This window comes from Variovorax sp. KBW07 (assembly GCF_003852515.1).
Lineage (GTDB): Bacteria > Pseudomonadota > Gammaproteobacteria > Burkholderiales > Burkholderiaceae_C > Variovorax.
The window spans coordinates 20,102-37,573 of the sequence record NZ_QAJK01000075.1; the positions used below are offsets into that span (position 1 = coordinate 20,102).

Here is a 17,472-nt window from a genome sequence, read left to right on the forward strand (position 1 = left end):
ACATGCACTCACCTCGCAGAGGATTCGCCGCCGCCCTGGCGCGCGCGCTGACGGGCATTGCCGCGGCGTCGCTGCTCGTTGCCGCGAGCCCCACCGTCGCGCAGGAAAAGATCACCTACAACATGGCCTGGCTGCCGCAGGGCAGTTCCGTCGGCGTGATCGTCGCGAAGGAGCAGGGCTTCTTCCGCGAACTCGGGCTCGACGCCACCATCGTGCGTGGCTACGGCGGCAACCGCACGGCCAACGAACTCGACCAGGGCCAGTTCGAGTTTGGCTATGTCGACCCGATCAGCCTGGTGCTCAACCGCGCCAACGGCGGCAAGATCCGCATGATCGGCGCGCTCAACACGCGCTGGCCGGCCGGCATCTGCTTCGACACCAAGCGGCACCAGCCGAAGACGCCGGCCGACATGAAGGGCCTGGTGCTCGGCGGCGGCTCGGCTTCGCCGGTGCACAACGTGGTGCCCGCGTGGCTGGAGCAGAACGGCCAGCCCAAGGACAGCGTGCGGCTGCTGCGCATGGACCCGGCAGTGGTCGATGCATCGCTCATCGAAGGCCGCATCGACCTGGCCGAGTGCTGGCGCGCGAGCAACCGCGCCGTCACGCAGAAGCAGGCCAACGCCGCCGGCGTGACGCTCGGCTGGATCGAGTACAGCGACTTCGGGCTCGATGCCTACGGCAGCGGCTTCGCGGCCAGCGAGGACGTCATCAGGAAGCGGCCCGAGGTGGTGAAGAAGTTCCTGCGTGCCTCGTACCGCGGCTACGCCTATGCGCTGGCCAACCCCGAGAAGGCGGCCGACCTCATGGTCAAGGCCTTCCCCACCACCGACCGTGCCGTGGCACTCGCGCAGATCAAGGACATGGGCGACCTGCTGGTCGACCCGCAGGCCAAGGCCAACGGCCTGGGCTACCTGCGCGAAGACCGCATGCGCGCCACCGTGCAGTTCGTCGACAAGGCCTTCGGCCTGAACGGCAAGGTGAAGCCGCAGGACACCTACACCAACGAACTGCTCACGCCATGAAGGAACCGTCGATGCCCAACCGCCCCCGCCCCCAACGCCTGGGACACGTCGTGCTCAACGTGCGAGACCTGCAGGCCTCGGTGCGCTTCTATACGGAGATCGTCGGCCTCGAGGTGTCCGACCACATCGAGGACCAGATGGCCTTCCTGCGCTGCGGCCAGGACCACCACGACCTGGCGCTCGCGCAGATCCCGCCGGGCGATCCGCAGCACGGCGCCACCTACGTGCCCGGCCGCCCGGGGCTGGAACATTTCTCCTACCAGCTCGGCTCGCTCGCCGAGATCGAGGAGGCCGCGCGCTACCTGCAGGAGAAAGGCGTGGACATCGTGCGCGGCATCGGCAAGCACGGCCCCGGCGAGAACCTGTTCCTGGTGTTCAAGGACCCCGACGGCAACTACTGCGAGTTCTATGCGGACATGGTGCAAGTCACGCCCGCGCAGCCCTACACGCCGCGCGTGTGGAAGAACGACCTTGCGGCCTTCGACCAGTGGCACTTCGACAAGTTCGTGGTGCCGCCGCCCGAATGGGGCCCCAGGCGCTGAGCACGGCGCACCGGGCCCCGCAAAAGACCAGAAGACAGAGAAGACAAAAAAGACAGAGATCCGGAGACAAGACAAATGAACCAACCCCTGCCGCGTTCCGAAGCCTGGCGGCGCTTCACCGACCCCGCGCTGCTCTTCATCGTGCTGGCCGTCCTGTGGGAAAAATCGGTCGACCTGTTCGGCATCAAGCGCTACCTGCTGCCGCCGCTGTCGCAGGTGCTCGACAGCCTGTGGACCAACCGCATGGCGCTGCTCGCGCAGTCGTGGGTCACCACGCAGGAAGTGCTGGCCGGCTTTGCGCTGGCCGCGTTCGGCGGCGTGCTGCTGGGGCTGGCCATCCACGCGGTGCCGCTGGTGCGGCGCATGCTGTATCCGCTGATCGTCGTGTTCCAGGGCCTGCCCAAGATCGCACTGGCGCCGCTCATGGTGATCTGGTTCGGCTACGGCGACACCTCGAAGATCCTGATGGCTTTTCTGTTCGCCTTCTTCCCCGTGGTGATTGCCACCATGGGCGGACTGGCCGGCACGCCGGCGCACCTGGTGGAGCACTTCCGCGCGATACGCGCGCCGGCCTGGACCACCTTCCGCCGCCTGTACGTGCCCTCGGCGCTGCCGTCGATCATGGACGGCTGCAAGTCGGCGATGCCGCTGGCCGTCATTGGCGCCATCGTGGGCGAGTTCGTCGGCTCCGAGCGCGGGCTCGGCCACCTGATCCTCGAAGCCAACGCCAATGCGCGCACCGACTACCTGTTCGCGGCGCTGGTGGTGATCTCGGTGGTCGCCGGCCTGCTTTACGTGCTGGTCGAGCTGGCCGCCAAGCGCATCTGGTGGCGCGGGCTCTGAGCCTTCCCCGCCGTGCGCCCTTTTTTCTCTTTTCTTATTTCAACTCCAGGAGACATTCCCATGGCCAAACTACGTCACATCGCCGTCGCGGTTCCCGATCCGCACAAGGCCGCCAAGTTCTACAGCGAAGTCTTCGGGCTCACCATCGTCGAGCCCACGCACTCGCCCATCGCCGATGGCGTGTACCTCTCGGACGGCACCATCTGCCTGGCCCTGCTGAACTACAAGACCGACGAAGCAGCCGGCCTCGAACGCGGCAAGGACTGGATCGGCACGCACCACTTCGGCTTCTGGTGCGACGACCTCGACGCGCAGCGCAAGGCCATCGAGGACAACGGCGGCACCTTCTTCATGGACCTGCCGCACGACAAGAAGAGCCTCTACTACGAGATGAAGTTTCGCGACCTCGACGGCGTGGTGTTCGACATCTCCGAAGGCGGATGGGTCGGAGCGAAGAAGTGAAACCTGGCGCCGTTGCAACCGGCGAGGCCGCGGTGCAGGCCGGCGTCGCGGCCATCAGCGTCAGCAAGGTTGCCAAGACCTTCGACACGCGCCAGGGCGTGCGTGCGCTGGAGCAGGTGGACTTCAGCGTGCCGCGCGGCGAGTTCGTCTCGATCCTCGGCCCGAGCGGCTGCGGCAAGAGCACCCTGCTGCGCATCGTGGCCGGGCTGATCCAGCCCGATGCGGGCGGCGACGTGCGCGTGCTCGACCATTCGCAGACGCGCATGTCCGACGACGTGGGCGTGGTCTTCCAGACGCACAACATGCTGCCCTGGGAAACCGTGGAGGCCAACATCCGCCTGGCCGCCGAAGTGCGCAAGCTGCCCAGGAAAGACATCGACGAGCGCGTCGAGGCACTGCTGCCGATCCTGAAGCTGGAGAAGTTCCGCCGCAACTATCCGCACGAGCTCTCGGGCGGCATGCGGCAGCGCGCTGCGCTCGGGCAGATCCTGGTGATGCGCCCCAAGGTGCTGCTGCTGGACGAGCCCTTCGGCGCGCTCGATGCGCTCACGCGGGACCAGCTCAACGTGGAGCTGCTGCGCCTGTGGCAGGAGATGCGGCAGACGGTGATCCTCATCACGCACAGCATTTCGGAGGCCGTATTCCTGTCGGACCGCGTGCTGGTGATGTCCGAAAGGCCGGGCCGCGTGATCGAGGACATCCGCATCGACCTGCCGCGCCCGCGCGATCCGCGCACCACCAAGGAAGCGGCCGCCTTCGGCCACTACGTGGTGCAACTGGGCCACCTGATGGGCGTGGACTGACACGCCCGACGACTTCAATTTTCCGGAGCCATTTTCTTGAACACATCGAAATTCCACGGGGTCGTGCCGGCCATGGCCACCCCCTTCACCGCGGACCACCGGCTCGACGAAGCCCGGGTGGGCGAGCTGATCGAAAGCTACATCCAGGCCGGCGTGCACGGCATCTCGGTGGCCGGCAGCCAGGGCGAGTTCTTCGCGCTCGACACCGAGGAGCACATCCGCCTGCTGGAACTGTCGATGCGCGCCATCGATGGCCGCGTGCCGCTCTATGCGGGCACCGGCGGGGCCACCACGCGCCAGGCCATTGCGCTCACGCAGGCAGCCGAGGCCATGGGCGCCGACCTGGCGCTGGTGATCACGCCCTACTTCGTGCAGCCCTCGCAGGACGAGCTGGTGGCGCACTACACCGCAGTGGCCAAGGCCACGAAGCTGCCGGTGATGCTCTACAACAACCCGCCGCGCACCAGCGTCAACGTGTTGCCGGCCACGCTCGCGCGCTGCATGCGGGCGGCCGACAACATCGTGGGCATGAAGGACTCGGGCGGCGACCTCACGCAGTCGATCGAATACCTGCTGACCGCGCCGCGCCCCGCGCTGCTCTTCTCGGGCCGCGACACCATCGCGCTGTCGATGATGTTCCACGGTGCGCAAGGCACCATCTCGCCGGCCGCCAACGTGTTTCCCGAGCTCATGGTGCGCATGTACGACGCATTGCGCGCCGGCAACCACGACGAGGCGCTGCGCCTGTCGAACGTGTTCGCGCCGCTGCGCGCGGCATGGGCCTGGGGCTCGTTCCCGGTGGTCATCAAGGAGGCCATGGCACTCGCGGGCCGCAGTGCAGGGCCGACGCGCCCGCCCGTCGCGGCCCTGCCCGAAAAGGCACGCGCCGACCTCGCGGCCGTGGTGACGCGCATCGCGGCCACCGTGTAGCCAATACATGGCCACCGACGCCACGCCGCTGCCGGAAGGCGAGCGGCTGTACAACGCGCGCCTTGCCATTCCGCACTACCAGCGCATCTTCGATGGCTGGGCGCGCGCGTCGGCCGCGGTACGCAACAGCGCGCCCTGCCGGCTCGACATTGCCTACGGCCCGCATGCGATGGAAAGGCTCGACCTGTTCCTGCCCGCCGGGCGCCCGCGCGGCACGCTGATGTACATCCACGGCGGCTACTGGCGCTCGCTCGACAAGTCCGATGCCTCCCACGTCGCGCCGCCGTTCACCGCGGCCGGCTATGCGGTGGCGGTGGTCAACTACGCGCTGTGCCCCGCGGTGGACGTGGAAACCATCGTCGCGCAAGTGCGCCGCGCGGCGGCATGGCTTGCCGTGCATCACGCAGAGTGGGACGCGCCCGCCGACCGGCTGTTCGCATGTGGACATTCGGCCGGAGGCCACCTGGCGGCGATGCTGCTGGCCACCGAGCCCTGCGTTGCCGCCGCGGTGTGCGTGAGCGCGCTGTACGACCTGCGCCCTTTGCTGCAGGTGCCTTCGGTGGTGGAGGCCACGGGCTTCACGCCGCGCAGCGTGCCGGCACTGAGCCCCGCGTTGCTGAAGCCGCTCACCGCGGCACCGCTGCACACCGCACTCGGCGGCGACGAGAACCCGGGCTTTCACGCGCAGTTCGACGCCATCCGCGAAAGCTGGCGCTCCGTTCATGCGGGCCACGTCGCCTGCCCCGGCCTCGACCACTTCACGATCCTGGACGCACTGACCCGGCCCGATGGCGCCATCGCCGTGGCCGCGCTGCGCCTGATGCAGTCCTTCGACACGACCACCTCCGCTTCTTCTTTTTCATGATTTCCGACAGCGCCCTCGACATCCTTTTCCGGCAGGCCCGGTCCCACAACGGCTGGCTGCCGCGCCCCGTGAGCGAGGCGCAGCTGCGCCAGGTCTACGAGCTGGTGAAGTGGGGCCCGACCTCGGCCAACTGCTCGCCGATGCGCGTGCTGTTCGTGCGCACCGACGAGGGCCGCGAGCGGCTGCGCCCGCTGCTGTCGCCCGGCAATGTCGAGAAGACGATGACGGCGCCCGTCACGGCCATCATCGGCTTCGATACGGCTTTCCACCGCGAGCTGCCGCGCCTGTTTCCGCACAACCCGGCCATGCAGGACAACTTCTCCGGGCCCGGCAAGGAAGCCCATGCGGCACTCACCGCATTCCGCAACGCGAGCCTGCAGGCCGGCTACTTCATCCTTGCGGCGCGCGCGATCGGGCTCGACTGCGGGCCGATGTCGGGCTTCGATGCACAGGCGCTCGACAAGGCCTTCTGGGCCGGCACCACGGTGCAGACCAACTTCCTGTGCAACCTGGGCCACGGCGACCCGGCCATGCTGTTCGGGCGCCACTCGCGCCTGTCGTTCGACGAAGCCTGCGGTTTCGCCTGAGGTCCGCGCCATGCTTTTCGACACGACGCTGCTGGTCGTCGCGGCCTTCGTCGCCGGTGCGCTGAACGCGGTGGCCGGCGGCGGCAGCTTCCTGACCTTGCCGGCACTGGTGCTCACCGGCATCCCGGCGGTCAGCGCCAATGCCACCGGCACGCTGGCGCTGCTGCCCGGCTACATCGCGGGCGCCTGGGGTTTTCGCGCCGACACCGCGCCGCCGCCCGGCCTGTCGGCCCTGACGCTCGGCCTGCTGTGCCTGCTGGGCGGCAGCACCGGCGCCGTGCTGCTGTTGCTGACACCCGATGCCACCTTCCGCCGCGTGGTGCCGTGGCTGTTGCTGCTGGCGACCTTCCTGTTCATGGCCGGGCCGCGCCTGGCCATGCCGAAGAAGCCGGAGGCCGCGCGCCCCGTGCCGGCCATGCTTGGCGTGTTCGCGGTCACGGCCTACGGCGGCTACTTCAACGGCGGCCTGGGCATCCTGCTGCTGGCCCTGTTCGGCCTGCTGGGCCAGAAGAACCTGCACGCGATGAACGGGCTGAAGAACCAGGTGTCGGCGCTGCTCACGCTGATCGCGGTGTCGCTCTATGCCTGGGGCGGCCTCATCGCATGGCGCGAGGCCTCGGTCATGATGGGCGCCGCGCTGCTTGGCGGCTATGCGGGGGCACGCATTGCGCGGCGCCTGCCCGTGGCTTGGCTGCGGCGCGGCATCGTGGCCACCGGCCTGACGATGAGCGGGCTGTTCTTCCTGCGCTGAAGCGCGGGGGACTCAGGCCGGCTTGCGCGCCCGCCCGCCGAAGATGGCCGTGCCCACCCGCACCATCGTGCTGCCCGCGCTGATCGCCGCTTCAAGGTCGGCGCTCATGCCCAGCGACAAGGTGTCGAGCTCGATGCCGGCCTTGCGGATCGACTCGAAGAGCGCATGCGCCCGCAGGAACAATTCGCGCTGCGCCGCGAAATCGGGCGCCGGCTCGGGGATCGCCATGAGCCCGCGCAGCCGCAGCTGTGGCAAGGCAGCCACAGCCTGCGCCAATGCCAGGGCCTCGTCGGGCGTCACGCCGGACTTGTTGGCGCCGCCGTCCACATTAACCTGAAGGCATACATTCAGCGGCGGCAGGTTGGCCGGGCGCTGGGCCGACAGGCGCTCGGCGATCTTCAGCCGGTCGATGCTGTGCACCCAGTCGAAGTGTTCCGCCACGGGCCGCGTCTTGTTGCTCTGCAGAGGGCCGATGCAGTGCCACTCGAGGGTGGCGCGCAGGTCGGCAAGGACCTCGATCTTGTCGAGCCCTTCCTGCACATAGTTCTCGCCGAAGGCCGACTGCCCCGCCGCATGCGCTTCGCGCACCGCGTCGGCGCCGAAGGTCTTGGACACCGCCAGCAGCCGGACCCCGGCCGCGTCGCGCCCGGCCGTTACACACGCCTGCGCAATCCGGTTCCTTACTTGCTGGAGATCGTCGCCAATCATCGTCATAATCGTCCAAAAATCGTATCAAAACGTCACCGAACTCGAGCCGAGGAGCCCCGTGGACATTACCCAATTGCTGGCGTTCAGCGTCAAGAACAAAGCCTCCGACCTGCACCTGTCGGCCGGCCTGCCCCCCATGATCCGCGTGAACGGCGACGTGCGCCGCATCAACGTCGATGCGCTCGACCACAAGGGCGTGCACGCGATGGTGTACGACATCATGAGCGACACGCACCGCAAGCACTACGAAGAGTTTCTTGAGGTCGACTTCTCGTTCGAGATCGACGGCCTCGCGCGCTTCCGCGTGAACGCCTTCAACCAGGCCCGTGGCGCGGCCGCGGTGTTCCGGACCATTCCTTCGAAGATCCTCACGCTGGAGCAACTGAACGCACCGAAGATTTTCGGCGAACTGGCGCTCAAGCCGCGCGGCCTGGTGCTGGTGACCGGCCCCACGGGCTCGGGCAAGTCGACCACGCTGGCCGCGATGGTCAACTACCTCAACGAAAACGAGTACGGCCACATCCTCACGGTGGAAGACCCGATCGAGTTCGTGCACGAGTCGAAGAAGTGCCTGATCAACCAGCGCGAAGTGGGCCCCATGACGCTGTCGTTCTCGAACGCGCTGCGCTCCGCCCTGCGCGAAGACCCGGACGCCATTCTGGTGGGCGAGTTGCGCGACCTTGAAACCATCCGGCTGGCCATGACCGCGGCCGAAACGGGCCACCTGGTGTTCGGCACGCTGCACACCTCATCGGCCGCCAAGACCATCGACCGGATCATCGACGTGTTCCCGGGCGAAGAAAAGGAAATGATCCGCGCGATGCTGTCGGAGTCGCTGCAGGCGGTGATCTCGCAGACGCTGTGCAAGACCAAGGACGGCCAGGGCCGCGTGGCGGCGCACGAGATCATGCTGGGCACGCCGGCCATCCGCAACCTGATCCGCGAGGCCAAGGTGGCGCAGATGTACTCCACCATCCAGACCGGCCAGGGCTCGGGCATGCAGACGCTCGACCAGAACCTGACGGACCTGGTGCGCCGCAATACCATCTCTGCTGCAGAGGCCCGCGGCAAGGCCAAGATCCCCGAGAATTTCCCTGGCTGATCCACTACAGCCCTTCGGAGCAACGACATCATGGAACGCGATCAAGCCAGCCAGTTCATCAACGACCTGCTCAAGCTCATGGTGAGCCGCAACGGCAGCGACCTGTTCATCACCGCCGACTTTCCGCCGGCCATCAAGGTCGATGGCAAGGTCACCAAGGTGTCGCAGCAGGCGCTGGGCGCGCAGCACACGCTGGCGCTGACGCGCTCGGTCATGAACGACCGCCAGACGGCCGAGTTCGAGCGCACCAAGGAATGCAACTTCGCAATCTCGCCGACCGGCGTGGGGCGCTTCCGGGTCAACGCCTTCGTGCAGCAGGGCAAGGTCGGCATGGTGCTGCGGACCATTCCCGCCAAGCTGCCGACCATCGACGGCCTGGGCATGCCGCAGGTGCTGAAAGACGTGTCGATGACCAAGCGCGGCCTGACCATTTTGGTGGGCGCCACGGGCTCGGGCAAGTCGACCACGCTGGCCGCCATGATCGACTGGCGCAATGAAAACTCCTACGGCCACATCGTGACGGTGGAAGACCCGGTCGAGTTCGTGCACCCGCACAAGAACTGCGTGGTGACGCAGCGCGAAGTGGGCATCGACACCGACAGCTGGGAAGCCGCGCTCAAGAACACGCTGCGCCAGGCGCCCGACGTGATTTTGATGGGCGAAATTCGCGACCGCGAAACCATGGAGCACGCGGTGGCCTTCGCCGAGACCGGCCACCTGTGCATGGCCACGCTGCACGCCAACAGCGCCAACCAGGCGCTCGACCGCATCATCAACTTCTTCCCCGAAGAGCGCCGCGCGCAACTGCTGATGGACCTGTCGCTGAACCTGCGCTCGCTGGTGTCGCAGCGGCTGGTGCCCACCGAAGACGGCCAGGGCCGCGTGGCCGCGGTCGAGGTGCTGCTGAACACGCCGCTGATTGCCGACCTGATCTTCAAGGGCGAAGTGGGCGAGATCAAGGAGATCATGCGCAAGAGCCGCAACCTGGGCATGCAGACCTTCGACCAGGCGCTGTTCGATTTGTTCGAGAGCCACTCGATCAGCTTCGACGACGCGATCCGCAACGCCGACTCGGCCAACGACCTGCGCCTGCAGATCAAGCTCAACAGCCAGCGTGCGCGCAGCACCGATCTGGCGGCGGGCACCGAGCACTTCGCGATCGTCTGAACGGACCGCGCCGGCTGGTCCGCCCTAGTCGATCTTTCGCTGCCACGCAGCGAAGACGCCGGCGGCCAGCGCAATCACCGCCATTGCGGTGAACCCGTCGAGCGAGGCCATGAACGTGGCCTGCTGCTCCAGCGTGCGCCACAGCGTGCCGAGCGCCATGGCATGCGCCTCGCCCGCCGAATGCCCGGCTGCCGCGAAGCCGTGGGTGAGCGACTCCAGCGCCTGCATGAAGCTGGTGTTGGCGGGGTTGGCCGACTCGCTCAGCCGCACTTCGTGCAGCGCCAACCGGTGCTGCTGCAGCGCGATCACGCTCGACGTTGCGAATGAAATAGCGAGTTGCCGCACCAGGTTCTTGAGCCGGTAGCCGTGCGCGAACTCTTCGGCCGCGAAGGGCTTGAAGGTGAGGTTGGCCACCGGCAGCACGACGAACAGCATCAGCAGCCCGCGCAGCAACAGCGGCAGCAGCAGGGCTTCGCGCCCCGCCTGCGGCGTGAGCCGCGACAGCAGCCACGCCGCCAACGCCGCAATGCCGAAGCCCATGACGATGAGCCACTTCTTGCGCGTGAGCCGCCCCGAGTAGCGCAAGTAGGCGAACACCAGCAGGCCGGTCGCCAGCGACATCGCGCCGGTGAAGTAGCCGGTGTTGCCGACGGTGAAGCCGAGCCCGCCTTCCATCAGCCGCGGCAGCAGGTAGCTGAAGCCCGTCGACAGGTAGTAGTAGACGACGTACAGCGCCAGCCCCACGCGAAACGAGGCACTGCGCAGCGCGTGCAGCCGCACCAGCGGCGCCGGGTGTTGCCATTGCTGCCAGCCGAACCATGCGAGCCCCGCCATGCCCGCGATCGTCAGGCCGATCAAGGCCGGCGAGCCGCCGAACAGCTCGAAGTGCGAGCGCGTCAGCACCACCTGCAGCGCTGCCTGCGCCAGCGCGAACACGAGGAAGGCCAGGTAGTGCGGCTCGGTGCGCTCGTGCGGCTCGACGTCGCCGATGTCGGGCAGGGTCCAGAGCACCAGCAGGCCGATCAGCGCAGCGGCCGGCGCGGTGCTCGCGAACAGCCAGCGCCAATCGAAGTGGGTGACGACAAAGGCGCCCGCGATCGGCGCCATGGCGCCACTGAAGACGATCAGCACCATGAAGGCCTTCAGCGCCTTGGCACGCCGTGCCGGCGGAATGCCGATCTGGATCAGGATGCGGCAGGCGCCGAGCATCGGGCCGACGAAGTAGCCCTGCACCGCGCGCGCAAGCGTGAGCTGCGTCGAGCTGTCGCACAGCGCCGCGCCCACGCCGCCGGCCGCGAAGGCGAACATGCAGATCGCCAGGTAGCGCCGGTAGCCCAGCCGCTCGACCCACGCATGCTGGTGCAGGATGCCGAGCACGGCGCCCAGCGCATAGGCGCTCGAGGCCCATACCAGTTCGTCGGGCGAGGCACTGACACCACCGGCGATGTAGCTCGCGAAGAAGGCGAACAGGGCGTTGTCGAAATAGTCGATGGCCGTGACGAGGCCGATAGCCCAGGGCAGCAGCGCCGCCGCGGCAATGCCGCGCGGACGCCAGCCCAGGGCCGGCGAGGTCATTCGGCAGCCTCCGTGCTGCGCACTGCGGCGCGAGCGCCTAAGGGCGGCCGGGCGGCGCTCATGCTGCCGGCCGCTCCCGGCGGCGTTGCTCGAGCGCCTCTTCCACCGGCTCGCCAGCCAGGCGGCGCTCGACGTAGTCGAGGTCGCGGCGCAACTGCGCCTGCAGCGCGGCGGCCTCTTTGAGTTCGCGGCGGACCTGGGCCACGCGCTCGTCGAGCGCGGCGAGCTGTTCGCCGAGCGTGTCGCGCAGCGACTTCAGCGAAGCGTTGGACAGCCTCGGGCGCCCGCCTTCGGCCGGCACTTCCATGGGCTGCTGCAGCATCGCGGTGATGGCCGCGAGCGAGAAACCCAGCGAGCGCATGCGCAGCACGCGGCCCAGCCTGGCCAGGTCGGCCGGCTCGTACAGGCGGTAGCCGCCTTCGCTGCGCACCGGCACCACGATGCCCAGTTCTTCGTAGTACTTGAGCGTGCGCGGCGTGACCTTGAGCCGCGCGGCGGCATCGCGCACGGTGATGGTTTTTGCGGGGCTGGTTTCGGTCATGACGAAGCCATTCTACCCAAACCTGTACGTTCACGTACAGGTTTGGGCCATCGCACCTGTAGCCGCCTGTCGCCGAATGGCTTTAAGCTCTTGCTCCATGAGCAGCATCAACACCCGAACCTACGAATCCATCCCCGCGCAGACGGTGGCCTTTCTCGGCCTCGGCGTCATGGGCGGGCCCATGGCCGGCCACCTGGCCAAGGCCGGCCACCGCGTGACGGTCTACAACCGCACCCCGGCCAAGGCGCAGGCCTGGGCCGCCGAGTTCGGCCCGCCGGGCCGCCACGCCGCCACCCCGCGCGAAGCGGCGGCGGGCGCCACCATCGTGTTCTGCTGCGTCGGCAACGACGACGACCTGCGCTCGGTGGTGCTGGGCGACGACGGCGCCTTCGCCGGCATGCAGAAGGACGCAGTGCTGGTCGACCACACGACCGCCTCGGCCGACGTGGCGCGCGAACTGTCGAAGGCAGCGCGGGCGCAGGGCCTGCACTTCATCGACGCGCCGGTGTCCGGTGGCCAGGCTGGCGCGCAGAACGGCGCGCTGACGGTGATGTGCGGCGGCGAGGCGGCGGTGTTCGAGCGCATCCAGCCGGTGGCGGCCGCGTTTGCACGTGCCGTCACCCTGCTGGGCGAGAGCGGCGCCGGCCAACTCGCGAAGATGGTGAACCAGATCGCGATCGCGGGCCTGGTGCAGGGCCTGTCTGAGGCCATTGCCTTCGGCCAGCGCGCGGGCCTCGACATGAATGCGGTGCTGGGCGTCATCAGCAAGGGCGCGGCCCAGAGCTGGCAGATGGAAAACCGCGGCAAGACCATGATCGAAGGCAAGTTCGACTACGGCTTTGCGGTCGACTGGATGCGCAAGGACCTGGGCCTGGTGCTCGACGAGGCCAAGCGCAATGGCGCACGAGTGCCTGTGACGGCGCTGGTCGACCAGTTCTATGCCGACGTGCAGCAGGCCGGTGGCCAGCGCTGGGATACCTCCAGCCTCATCACCAGACTGAAGTAAGGCTCGCCCCCAGCGAAGTAGGGCTCGCCCCCAGGCTTTGCGCACTTCGTGTCGCTACGCCAACCCCCTACCGGGGCAACACCCGCGGCCCGGCAGAGCCGGTTCCGCGGTGTTTCACGAAGGGGCCGGGCTGCGCCGGCCGTGATTCGTGGTCCGCTATCGATTAACGGACGGGGGTTGTCGTTGCGCTGCCGGCAGGCTGGGTCGGGGCGCCGCCAGATGGCAGGGGCGCCATCGGCGGAAGCGGGACGCGCGACGACGATGCCGGAATGGTTTGCGGCGGGGCCGGAGTGGCGGGGGCGGAGGAGGTCACGGGGGCGCTGTTGCCGCCGGGCTGGGCCTGGCTGGCGAGGTCGGATTCGCTGACGATCTCCACCACGCGCACGACCTTCTGGACACCGCCCACGCTGCGCGTGATTTCGCTGGCGCGGTCGGTCTCGCGGCGGGTGGCGATGCCCATGATGTAGACCACGCCGCGCTCGGTCACGACCTTGAAGGAGTTGGCGAAGATGTCCTTGGCATCGAGCAGCGAGGCCTTGACCTTGCCGGTGATGTAGAGGTCGTTCGAGCGGTCCTGGAAGGTGCTGGGCGTGCCGATGGTGAGTTCGTTGACCACCGAGCGCACGTTGTCCACGCGCAGCACGGTTTCTTCGACACGGCGGCGGTCGGCGTCGCTGCCCACGGCGCCGGTCAGCAGCACCTGGCGGTTGTAGCTGGTCACGCTGACGTACATCTGGTCGTTGGCCATGTCGCGCACGCGGGCGGCGGCACGCAGTTCGATGCCCTGGTCGTCGAGCTGGGCGCCCGAGCTGCGGCGGTCGGTGGCCAGCAGGCCCACGCCCACCGCGGCACCGCCCACCACGAGCGGCACGCAGGCGGAAAGCCCGGCGACCAGTGCGGCACCCATGGTGAGTGCAATGGCGAAACGCTGGATCGGTGTCGTCGTCATGGTCATGAGGAAATTTCCTGTTCTCCGAGTAGCTGGGCGTCCACACCGTCGCACAGGCAATGCAGCGCGAGCAGGTGGACTTCGTGAATGCGCGCCGCACGCTCGTGCGGGACGCTGATCTGGACATCGGTTTCGCGCAGCGCGCGGCCGATGACGCCGCCGGTGCCGCTGCTGCCCGCGCCCGGTGCCGAAGGCGGCCCCGAGACGGCGTTGCCGAGCAATGCGACCACGGTCATGTCGCGCTCATGCGCGGCCATCACGGCCGCCAGCACCGCCGCCGACTGGCCGCTGGCGCTCAGCGCGAGCAGCACGTCGCCGGCCTGGCCCAGCGCGCGCACCTGGCGGGCAAAGCGGTCGGCATCGATGGCGCCCGCGCTGTCGGCATTCGGGTCGGTGGTGTCGCCGGGCAGCGCGATGGCGCCCAGCTCGGGCCGCTCGCGTTCGAAGCGGCCGACGAACTGCGCGGCGAACTGCGCCGCCAGCAGACCCGACACACCGGCGCCGCAGGCCAACACCTTGCCACCGCTGGTCACGCAGGCCAGGATGGCCTGCATTGCTTGGGAGATGGGTTTGCTGAGGACCGGTCCGGTCTGGTATTTGAGGTCGGCACTGTCGATGAAGTGCTGCTGAATACGTTGCTCGAGCATGTGGCGGGATGATAACTGGGGGTTGTGAAACAAGACGTGTGAGTTGTGGAGCCTTCAGCAACGCTTCAGTTCCCGCATGCAGCGGGTCAGCCGGCGTCGAAGGCAGCTTGCAACCAGGTGATTTTCTCCTCGACCAGCACCACGTCGAAACGGCAGGGCGGCTCGGTGCGCAGCCGGCCCAGGTAGTGCCGCGCGGCGAACACGATGCGCCGCTGCTTCAGCCCGGTGATGCTGCCGCCCGCGCCGCCGTGCGTGCCGGTGCTGCGCTGGCGCACCTCGACGAACACCAGCGTGCCGCCATCAGGGCCACGCGGATCGCGCATGATCAGGTCGATCTCGCCGCCCCCGCGGCCCGGCGTTCGATAATTGCGCGCGACCAGCACCAGGCCGGCGTGGCTCAGATGGTCGAGCGCGGCGTCTTCCGCCGCATCGCCACGATGCTTCGTTGTGGTGGTCTTCATGCTCCCTGCCGTCTTCTTGTTGTCTGTTTTTTCGGAGAAACCCATTGGCTTCACTCGCACCCGCTTCTTTCGGCGCCGCCCTCGCGGCCGCGCATGACGCCGCGGGTGCGCAGCATTATCCGCAGGCCACGCTGTACGTGGTGGCCACGCCCATCGGCAACCTGGCCGACATCACGCTGCGCGCGCTGCACGTGCTGCAGCTGGTGGACGTGATCGCCTGCGAAGACACGCGCCACACGCAGAGCCTGCTGCGCGCCTACGGCATCGACCGACCGGGCGCCCGGCTGCTGGCGGTGCACCAGCACAACGAGGCCGAAGCCGCGCAGTCCGTGGTGGCGCGGCTGTCGCAAGGCGAGCGCATTGCCTACGTCAGCGACGCCGGCACGCCCGGCGTGAGCGATCCCGGCGCGCGGCTGGTGGCCGCCGTGCGCGCGGCGGGCCAGCGCGTGCTGCCGCTGCCGGGCGCCAGCAGCGTCACCACGCTGATCGGCGCCGCCGGGCTGGTGGCCGATGGCGGCGACGGCAACGCCAGCAGCGCCTTCGTCTTCGCGGGCTTCCTGCCGAGCAAGGCCGGCGAGCGCGACACGGCCGTGCAGGCGCTGCTGCAGGAGCCGCGCGCCGTGGTGCTGCTGGAGGCACCGCACCGCATCGAAAGCCTGGCACGCGCACTCGCGGCGCTGGGCGAACGCCGCATCACCGTGGGCCGCGAGCTCACCAAGCAGTTCGAAGAGATTGCGACCGTGGCCGCCAGCGCCCTGCCCGACTGGTTCGCGGCCGACCGCGACCGCACGCGCGGCGAATTCGCGCTCGTGCTGCATCCCGTGGCGGTGGCCGGCGATGGCGGCGCGGAAGGCGAACGCGTGCTGCGCCTGCTGCTGGCCGAGTTGCCCGTGAAGACGGCGGTGCGGCTCGCGGCGGAGATCAGCGGATCGCCGCGCAACGCCCTCTACGAAACGGCCTTGCGCATCCGCAACGACACGCCGGACACCGACGGCGAGTAACCCGGCGCTACGCCGCCCCGCCGGGCTCGGACAGGAACTCCGGCGGCACGGCCTGCGTCAGCCAGACACCGTTCTCCGCGCGATGGAACGCGTGGCCCATCGCATGCATGCGGCCCGCATCCACCCACAGCACATGCGCCTTGCCATGGCGTTGCCCCACCTGCACGGCAGTGGCCTCGTCGGCCGACAGGTGCACGTGCTGCCGCGTGCCGGGCAACAGGCCTTGCGAGCGGATGGCTTCGAGAAAGCGCGTTGCCGTGCCATGAAAGAGCCGCACGGGAGGCACCACCGGCTCGAAGCTGCGTTGAACCTGCGGCGTGGAATGACCCTGCAGCGCGCGAATGCGTTGCCCATCGCCCGACAGCTCGTAGCGCTTCTTCGCGCCCGACACCGTCGCGTGCACGACGTCCGGGCGGGTCAGGCCGCGGCCGCTGGCGACGGCGCCCGCCACCAGCGCATCGATGTCGGCCCAGCCCTCCGCATCAAGTGCCAGGCCGATGGATTCGGGCGCATGCCGCAGCACGTAGGCGATGAACTTGCTCGCGTCTTCGGGGTTCATGGTGCCTTCCTTCCAGCCGGCCGCAGGGCGGCCTGCCAGTGATCGCCCTCCGCGAGCAGGGCGTCCATCAGCCGCTGCACATGGGCCGCCGGCGGCCTGTCGGCCGAACGGAACACGTGGTATTCGAGCGGTGGATAGCCCTGCAACGGAACCGCCACCAGCCCTTTGGGCATGCGGCAGCACGCGTTGACCACGGCAAGGCCAAAACCCAGCTGGGCGAAGCGCAGCATCAGCTCCCAGCCATTGGCTTCGAGCGACGGCTGCCACGGCACCGACTCGGCCTGCAGCAGCCGGCCCAACAGTTCGCGATGCGGTTTGCCAGCCGGCGGCACGATCAGTTGCGCGCCTTTCAGGTCTCGCAGCCGCACCGACTTGCGCGAAGCCAACGCATGCGCCCGCGGCACGACCAGCACCTGCCCCACCGTCGTCAGACGCACGGCATGCAGATCTGATGGCACCGCGCCGAGCGGCGCGATGCCCAGCTGCGCCTGGCCGGCCCGCACCGCCTGGATCGACTCGTCGCGGTTGCGCGTGAGCAACTGCAGGTGCGGCGAGGCACCGGAGCCGGAGAACTGCGACAGCGCCTTGCCCAGCAGGTACAGATACGCGCCCTCGCCCGCCGCCAGCGTGACCGCTGGCCTGTCGCTGCCCGCCTCCATGCCCTTGACGAAGTTGCGGTTCAGCGCGAGCAGTTCGCGCGCGTGCCGTGCCACCTGCTCGCCCGTGCGGGTGAGCTCCAGCGCGCTGCCGACCCGCAGATAGAGCTTGGCATCGAGTTGCTCGGAGAGCTTGCGCACCTTTGCATGCAGCGCCGGCTGGCTGATGTGCAGCAGGCGCGCCGACTCGCTGAAGTTCAGCGTGTCGGCGAACACGGCAAACGACTGCAGCGCGTCGAGGTTGGTGCGGGGAATGTTCATCTATCCATTTTATGGATAGCACATCCAATATCAG

At 68.4% G+C, this 17,472-nt stretch carries 21 protein-coding genes; 13 read left to right on the forward strand and 8 right to left on the reverse strand.

Annotated elements, in window-relative coordinates; genetic code table 11:
* Window positions 1-2: 2 nt before the first annotated feature.
* The 9 genes from DBV14_RS16295 (at window position 3) to DBV14_RS16335 (ending at window position 6,805) form a co-directional block, all read left to right on the forward strand.
* Window positions 3-1,022, forward strand: coding sequence for an ABC transporter substrate-binding protein (locus tag DBV14_RS16295; protein ID WP_124460206.1), 1,020 nt, complete (start codon window positions 3-5; stop codon window positions 1,020-1,022).
* Between the two features lie 11 nt (window positions 1,023-1,033).
* On the forward strand, window positions 1,034-1,564 hold the full coding sequence (locus DBV14_RS16300) for a VOC family protein (protein ID WP_221621892.1): 531 nt from the start codon (window positions 1,034-1,036) through the stop codon (window positions 1,562-1,564).
* Between the two features lie 75 nt (window positions 1,565-1,639).
* Entirely contained in the window at window positions 1,640-2,407 is a 768-nt protein-coding gene (locus DBV14_RS16305) for an ABC transporter permease (protein ID WP_124460208.1), read from the forward strand.
* A 60-nt stretch (window positions 2,408-2,467) separates the two neighbouring features.
* Window positions 2,468-2,869, forward strand: coding sequence for a VOC family protein (locus DBV14_RS16310; RefSeq protein WP_124460209.1), 402 nt, complete (start codon window positions 2,468-2,470; stop codon window positions 2,867-2,869).
* The gene (locus DBV14_RS16315; RefSeq protein WP_260397076.1) at window positions 2,866-3,672 is read left to right on the forward strand and encodes an ABC transporter ATP-binding protein; all 807 of its coding nucleotides are present in this window, start codon (window positions 2,866-2,868) and stop codon (window positions 3,670-3,672) included. Before DBV14_RS16310 ends, DBV14_RS16315 begins: the two co-directional genes overlap by 4 nt.
* A gap of 36 nt (window positions 3,673-3,708) precedes the next feature.
* Complete coding sequence (gene dapA / locus DBV14_RS16320; protein ID WP_124460211.1) at window positions 3,709-4,602, forward strand: 4-hydroxy-tetrahydrodipicolinate synthase; 894 nt, start codon at window positions 3,709-3,711, stop codon at window positions 4,600-4,602.
* 7 nt (window positions 4,603-4,609) lie between these two features.
* Window positions 4,610-5,467 (forward strand): alpha/beta hydrolase, encoded by an 858-nt coding sequence (locus DBV14_RS16325; RefSeq protein ID WP_124460212.1) that lies wholly within the window; start codon window positions 4,610-4,612, stop codon window positions 5,465-5,467.
* The gene (locus DBV14_RS16330; protein WP_124460213.1) at window positions 5,464-6,054 is read left to right on the forward strand and encodes a malonic semialdehyde reductase; all 591 of its coding nucleotides are present in this window, start codon (window positions 5,464-5,466) and stop codon (window positions 6,052-6,054) included. Before DBV14_RS16325 ends, DBV14_RS16330 begins: the two co-directional genes overlap by 4 nt.
* A gap of 10 nt (window positions 6,055-6,064) precedes the next feature.
* Window positions 6,065-6,805: a sulfite exporter TauE/SafE family protein gene (locus DBV14_RS16335; RefSeq protein WP_124460214.1), complete on the forward strand. Its 741-nt coding sequence runs from the start codon at window positions 6,065-6,067 to the stop codon at window positions 6,803-6,805.
* A gap of 12 nt (window positions 6,806-6,817) precedes the next feature.
* On the opposite strand, the gene DBV14_RS16340 is transcribed toward DBV14_RS16335, so the two are convergent.
* Window positions 6,818-7,519, reverse strand: a complete 702-nt coding sequence (locus DBV14_RS16340) for a YggS family pyridoxal phosphate-dependent enzyme (protein ID WP_124460215.1) — start codon at window positions 7,517-7,519, stop codon at window positions 6,818-6,820.
* Window positions 7,520-7,571: 52 nt separating this feature from the next.
* Here DBV14_RS16340 and DBV14_RS16345 point away from each other — a divergent pair, with 52 nt between their 5' ends.
* A complete protein-coding gene (locus DBV14_RS16345; RefSeq protein WP_093247214.1) occupies window positions 7,572-8,615 on the forward strand; it encodes a type IV pilus twitching motility protein PilT in 1,044 nt (347 codons plus the stop codon).
* Window positions 8,616-8,645: 30 nt separating this feature from the next.
* Window positions 8,646-9,782 (forward strand): PilT/PilU family type 4a pilus ATPase, encoded by a 1,137-nt coding sequence (locus DBV14_RS16350; protein WP_124460216.1) that lies wholly within the window; start codon window positions 8,646-8,648, stop codon window positions 9,780-9,782.
* A gap of 24 nt (window positions 9,783-9,806) precedes the next feature.
* Here DBV14_RS16350 and DBV14_RS16355 read toward each other — a convergent pair whose 3' ends face one another.
* On the reverse strand, window positions 9,807-11,357 hold the full coding sequence (locus tag DBV14_RS16355) for an MFS transporter (protein ID WP_124460217.1): 1,551 nt from the start codon (window positions 11,355-11,357) through the stop codon (window positions 9,807-9,809).
* Between the two features lie 58 nt (window positions 11,358-11,415).
* A complete protein-coding gene (locus tag DBV14_RS16360; protein WP_124460218.1) occupies window positions 11,416-11,898 on the reverse strand; it encodes a MerR family transcriptional regulator in 483 nt (160 codons plus the stop codon).
* A 97-nt stretch (window positions 11,899-11,995) separates the two neighbouring features.
* On the opposite strand from DBV14_RS16360, the gene DBV14_RS16365 reads away from it, so the two are divergent.
* Window positions 11,996-12,904: an NAD(P)-dependent oxidoreductase gene (locus tag DBV14_RS16365; protein ID WP_124460219.1), complete on the forward strand. Its 909-nt coding sequence runs from the start codon at window positions 11,996-11,998 to the stop codon at window positions 12,902-12,904.
* Window positions 12,905-13,067: 163 nt separating this feature from the next.
* Here DBV14_RS16365 and DBV14_RS16370 read toward each other — a convergent pair whose 3' ends face one another.
* From DBV14_RS16370 to DBV14_RS16380, 3 genes are all read right to left on the reverse strand, one after another.
* Window positions 13,068-13,859, reverse strand: a complete 792-nt coding sequence (locus tag DBV14_RS16370; protein ID WP_124460220.1) for a BON domain-containing protein — start codon at window positions 13,857-13,859, stop codon at window positions 13,068-13,070.
* Window positions 13,856-14,500 carry an SIS domain-containing protein gene (locus tag DBV14_RS16375; RefSeq protein WP_124460221.1) on the reverse strand — a complete coding sequence of 215 codons (645 nt, stop codon included), beginning with the start codon at window positions 14,498-14,500 and terminating at the stop codon, window positions 13,856-13,858. The genes DBV14_RS16370 and DBV14_RS16375 overlap by 4 nt, the downstream gene beginning before the upstream one ends.
* Before the next feature lie 86 nt (window positions 14,501-14,586).
* Window positions 14,587-14,961 (reverse strand): YraN family protein, encoded by a 375-nt coding sequence (locus tag DBV14_RS16380; RefSeq protein ID WP_124460222.1) that lies wholly within the window; start codon window positions 14,959-14,961, stop codon window positions 14,587-14,589.
* Window positions 14,962-15,005: 44 nt separating this feature from the next.
* Here DBV14_RS16380 and rsmI point away from each other — a divergent pair, with 44 nt between their 5' ends.
* A complete protein-coding gene (gene rsmI, locus DBV14_RS16385) occupies window positions 15,006-15,962 on the forward strand; it encodes a 16S rRNA (cytidine(1402)-2'-O)-methyltransferase (RefSeq protein ID WP_124460223.1) in 957 nt (318 codons plus the stop codon).
* A gap of 7 nt (window positions 15,963-15,969) precedes the next feature.
* Here rsmI and DBV14_RS16390 read toward each other — a convergent pair whose 3' ends face one another.
* On the reverse strand, window positions 15,970-16,521 hold the full coding sequence (locus DBV14_RS16390; protein WP_124460224.1) for an RNA 2'-phosphotransferase: 552 nt from the start codon (window positions 16,519-16,521) through the stop codon (window positions 15,970-15,972).
* On the reverse strand, window positions 16,518-17,438 hold the full coding sequence (locus DBV14_RS16395; RefSeq protein WP_124460225.1) for a LysR family transcriptional regulator: 921 nt from the start codon (window positions 17,436-17,438) through the stop codon (window positions 16,518-16,520). Before DBV14_RS16395 ends, DBV14_RS16390 begins: the two co-directional genes overlap by 4 nt.
* Window positions 17,439-17,472 lie beyond the last annotated feature (34 nt).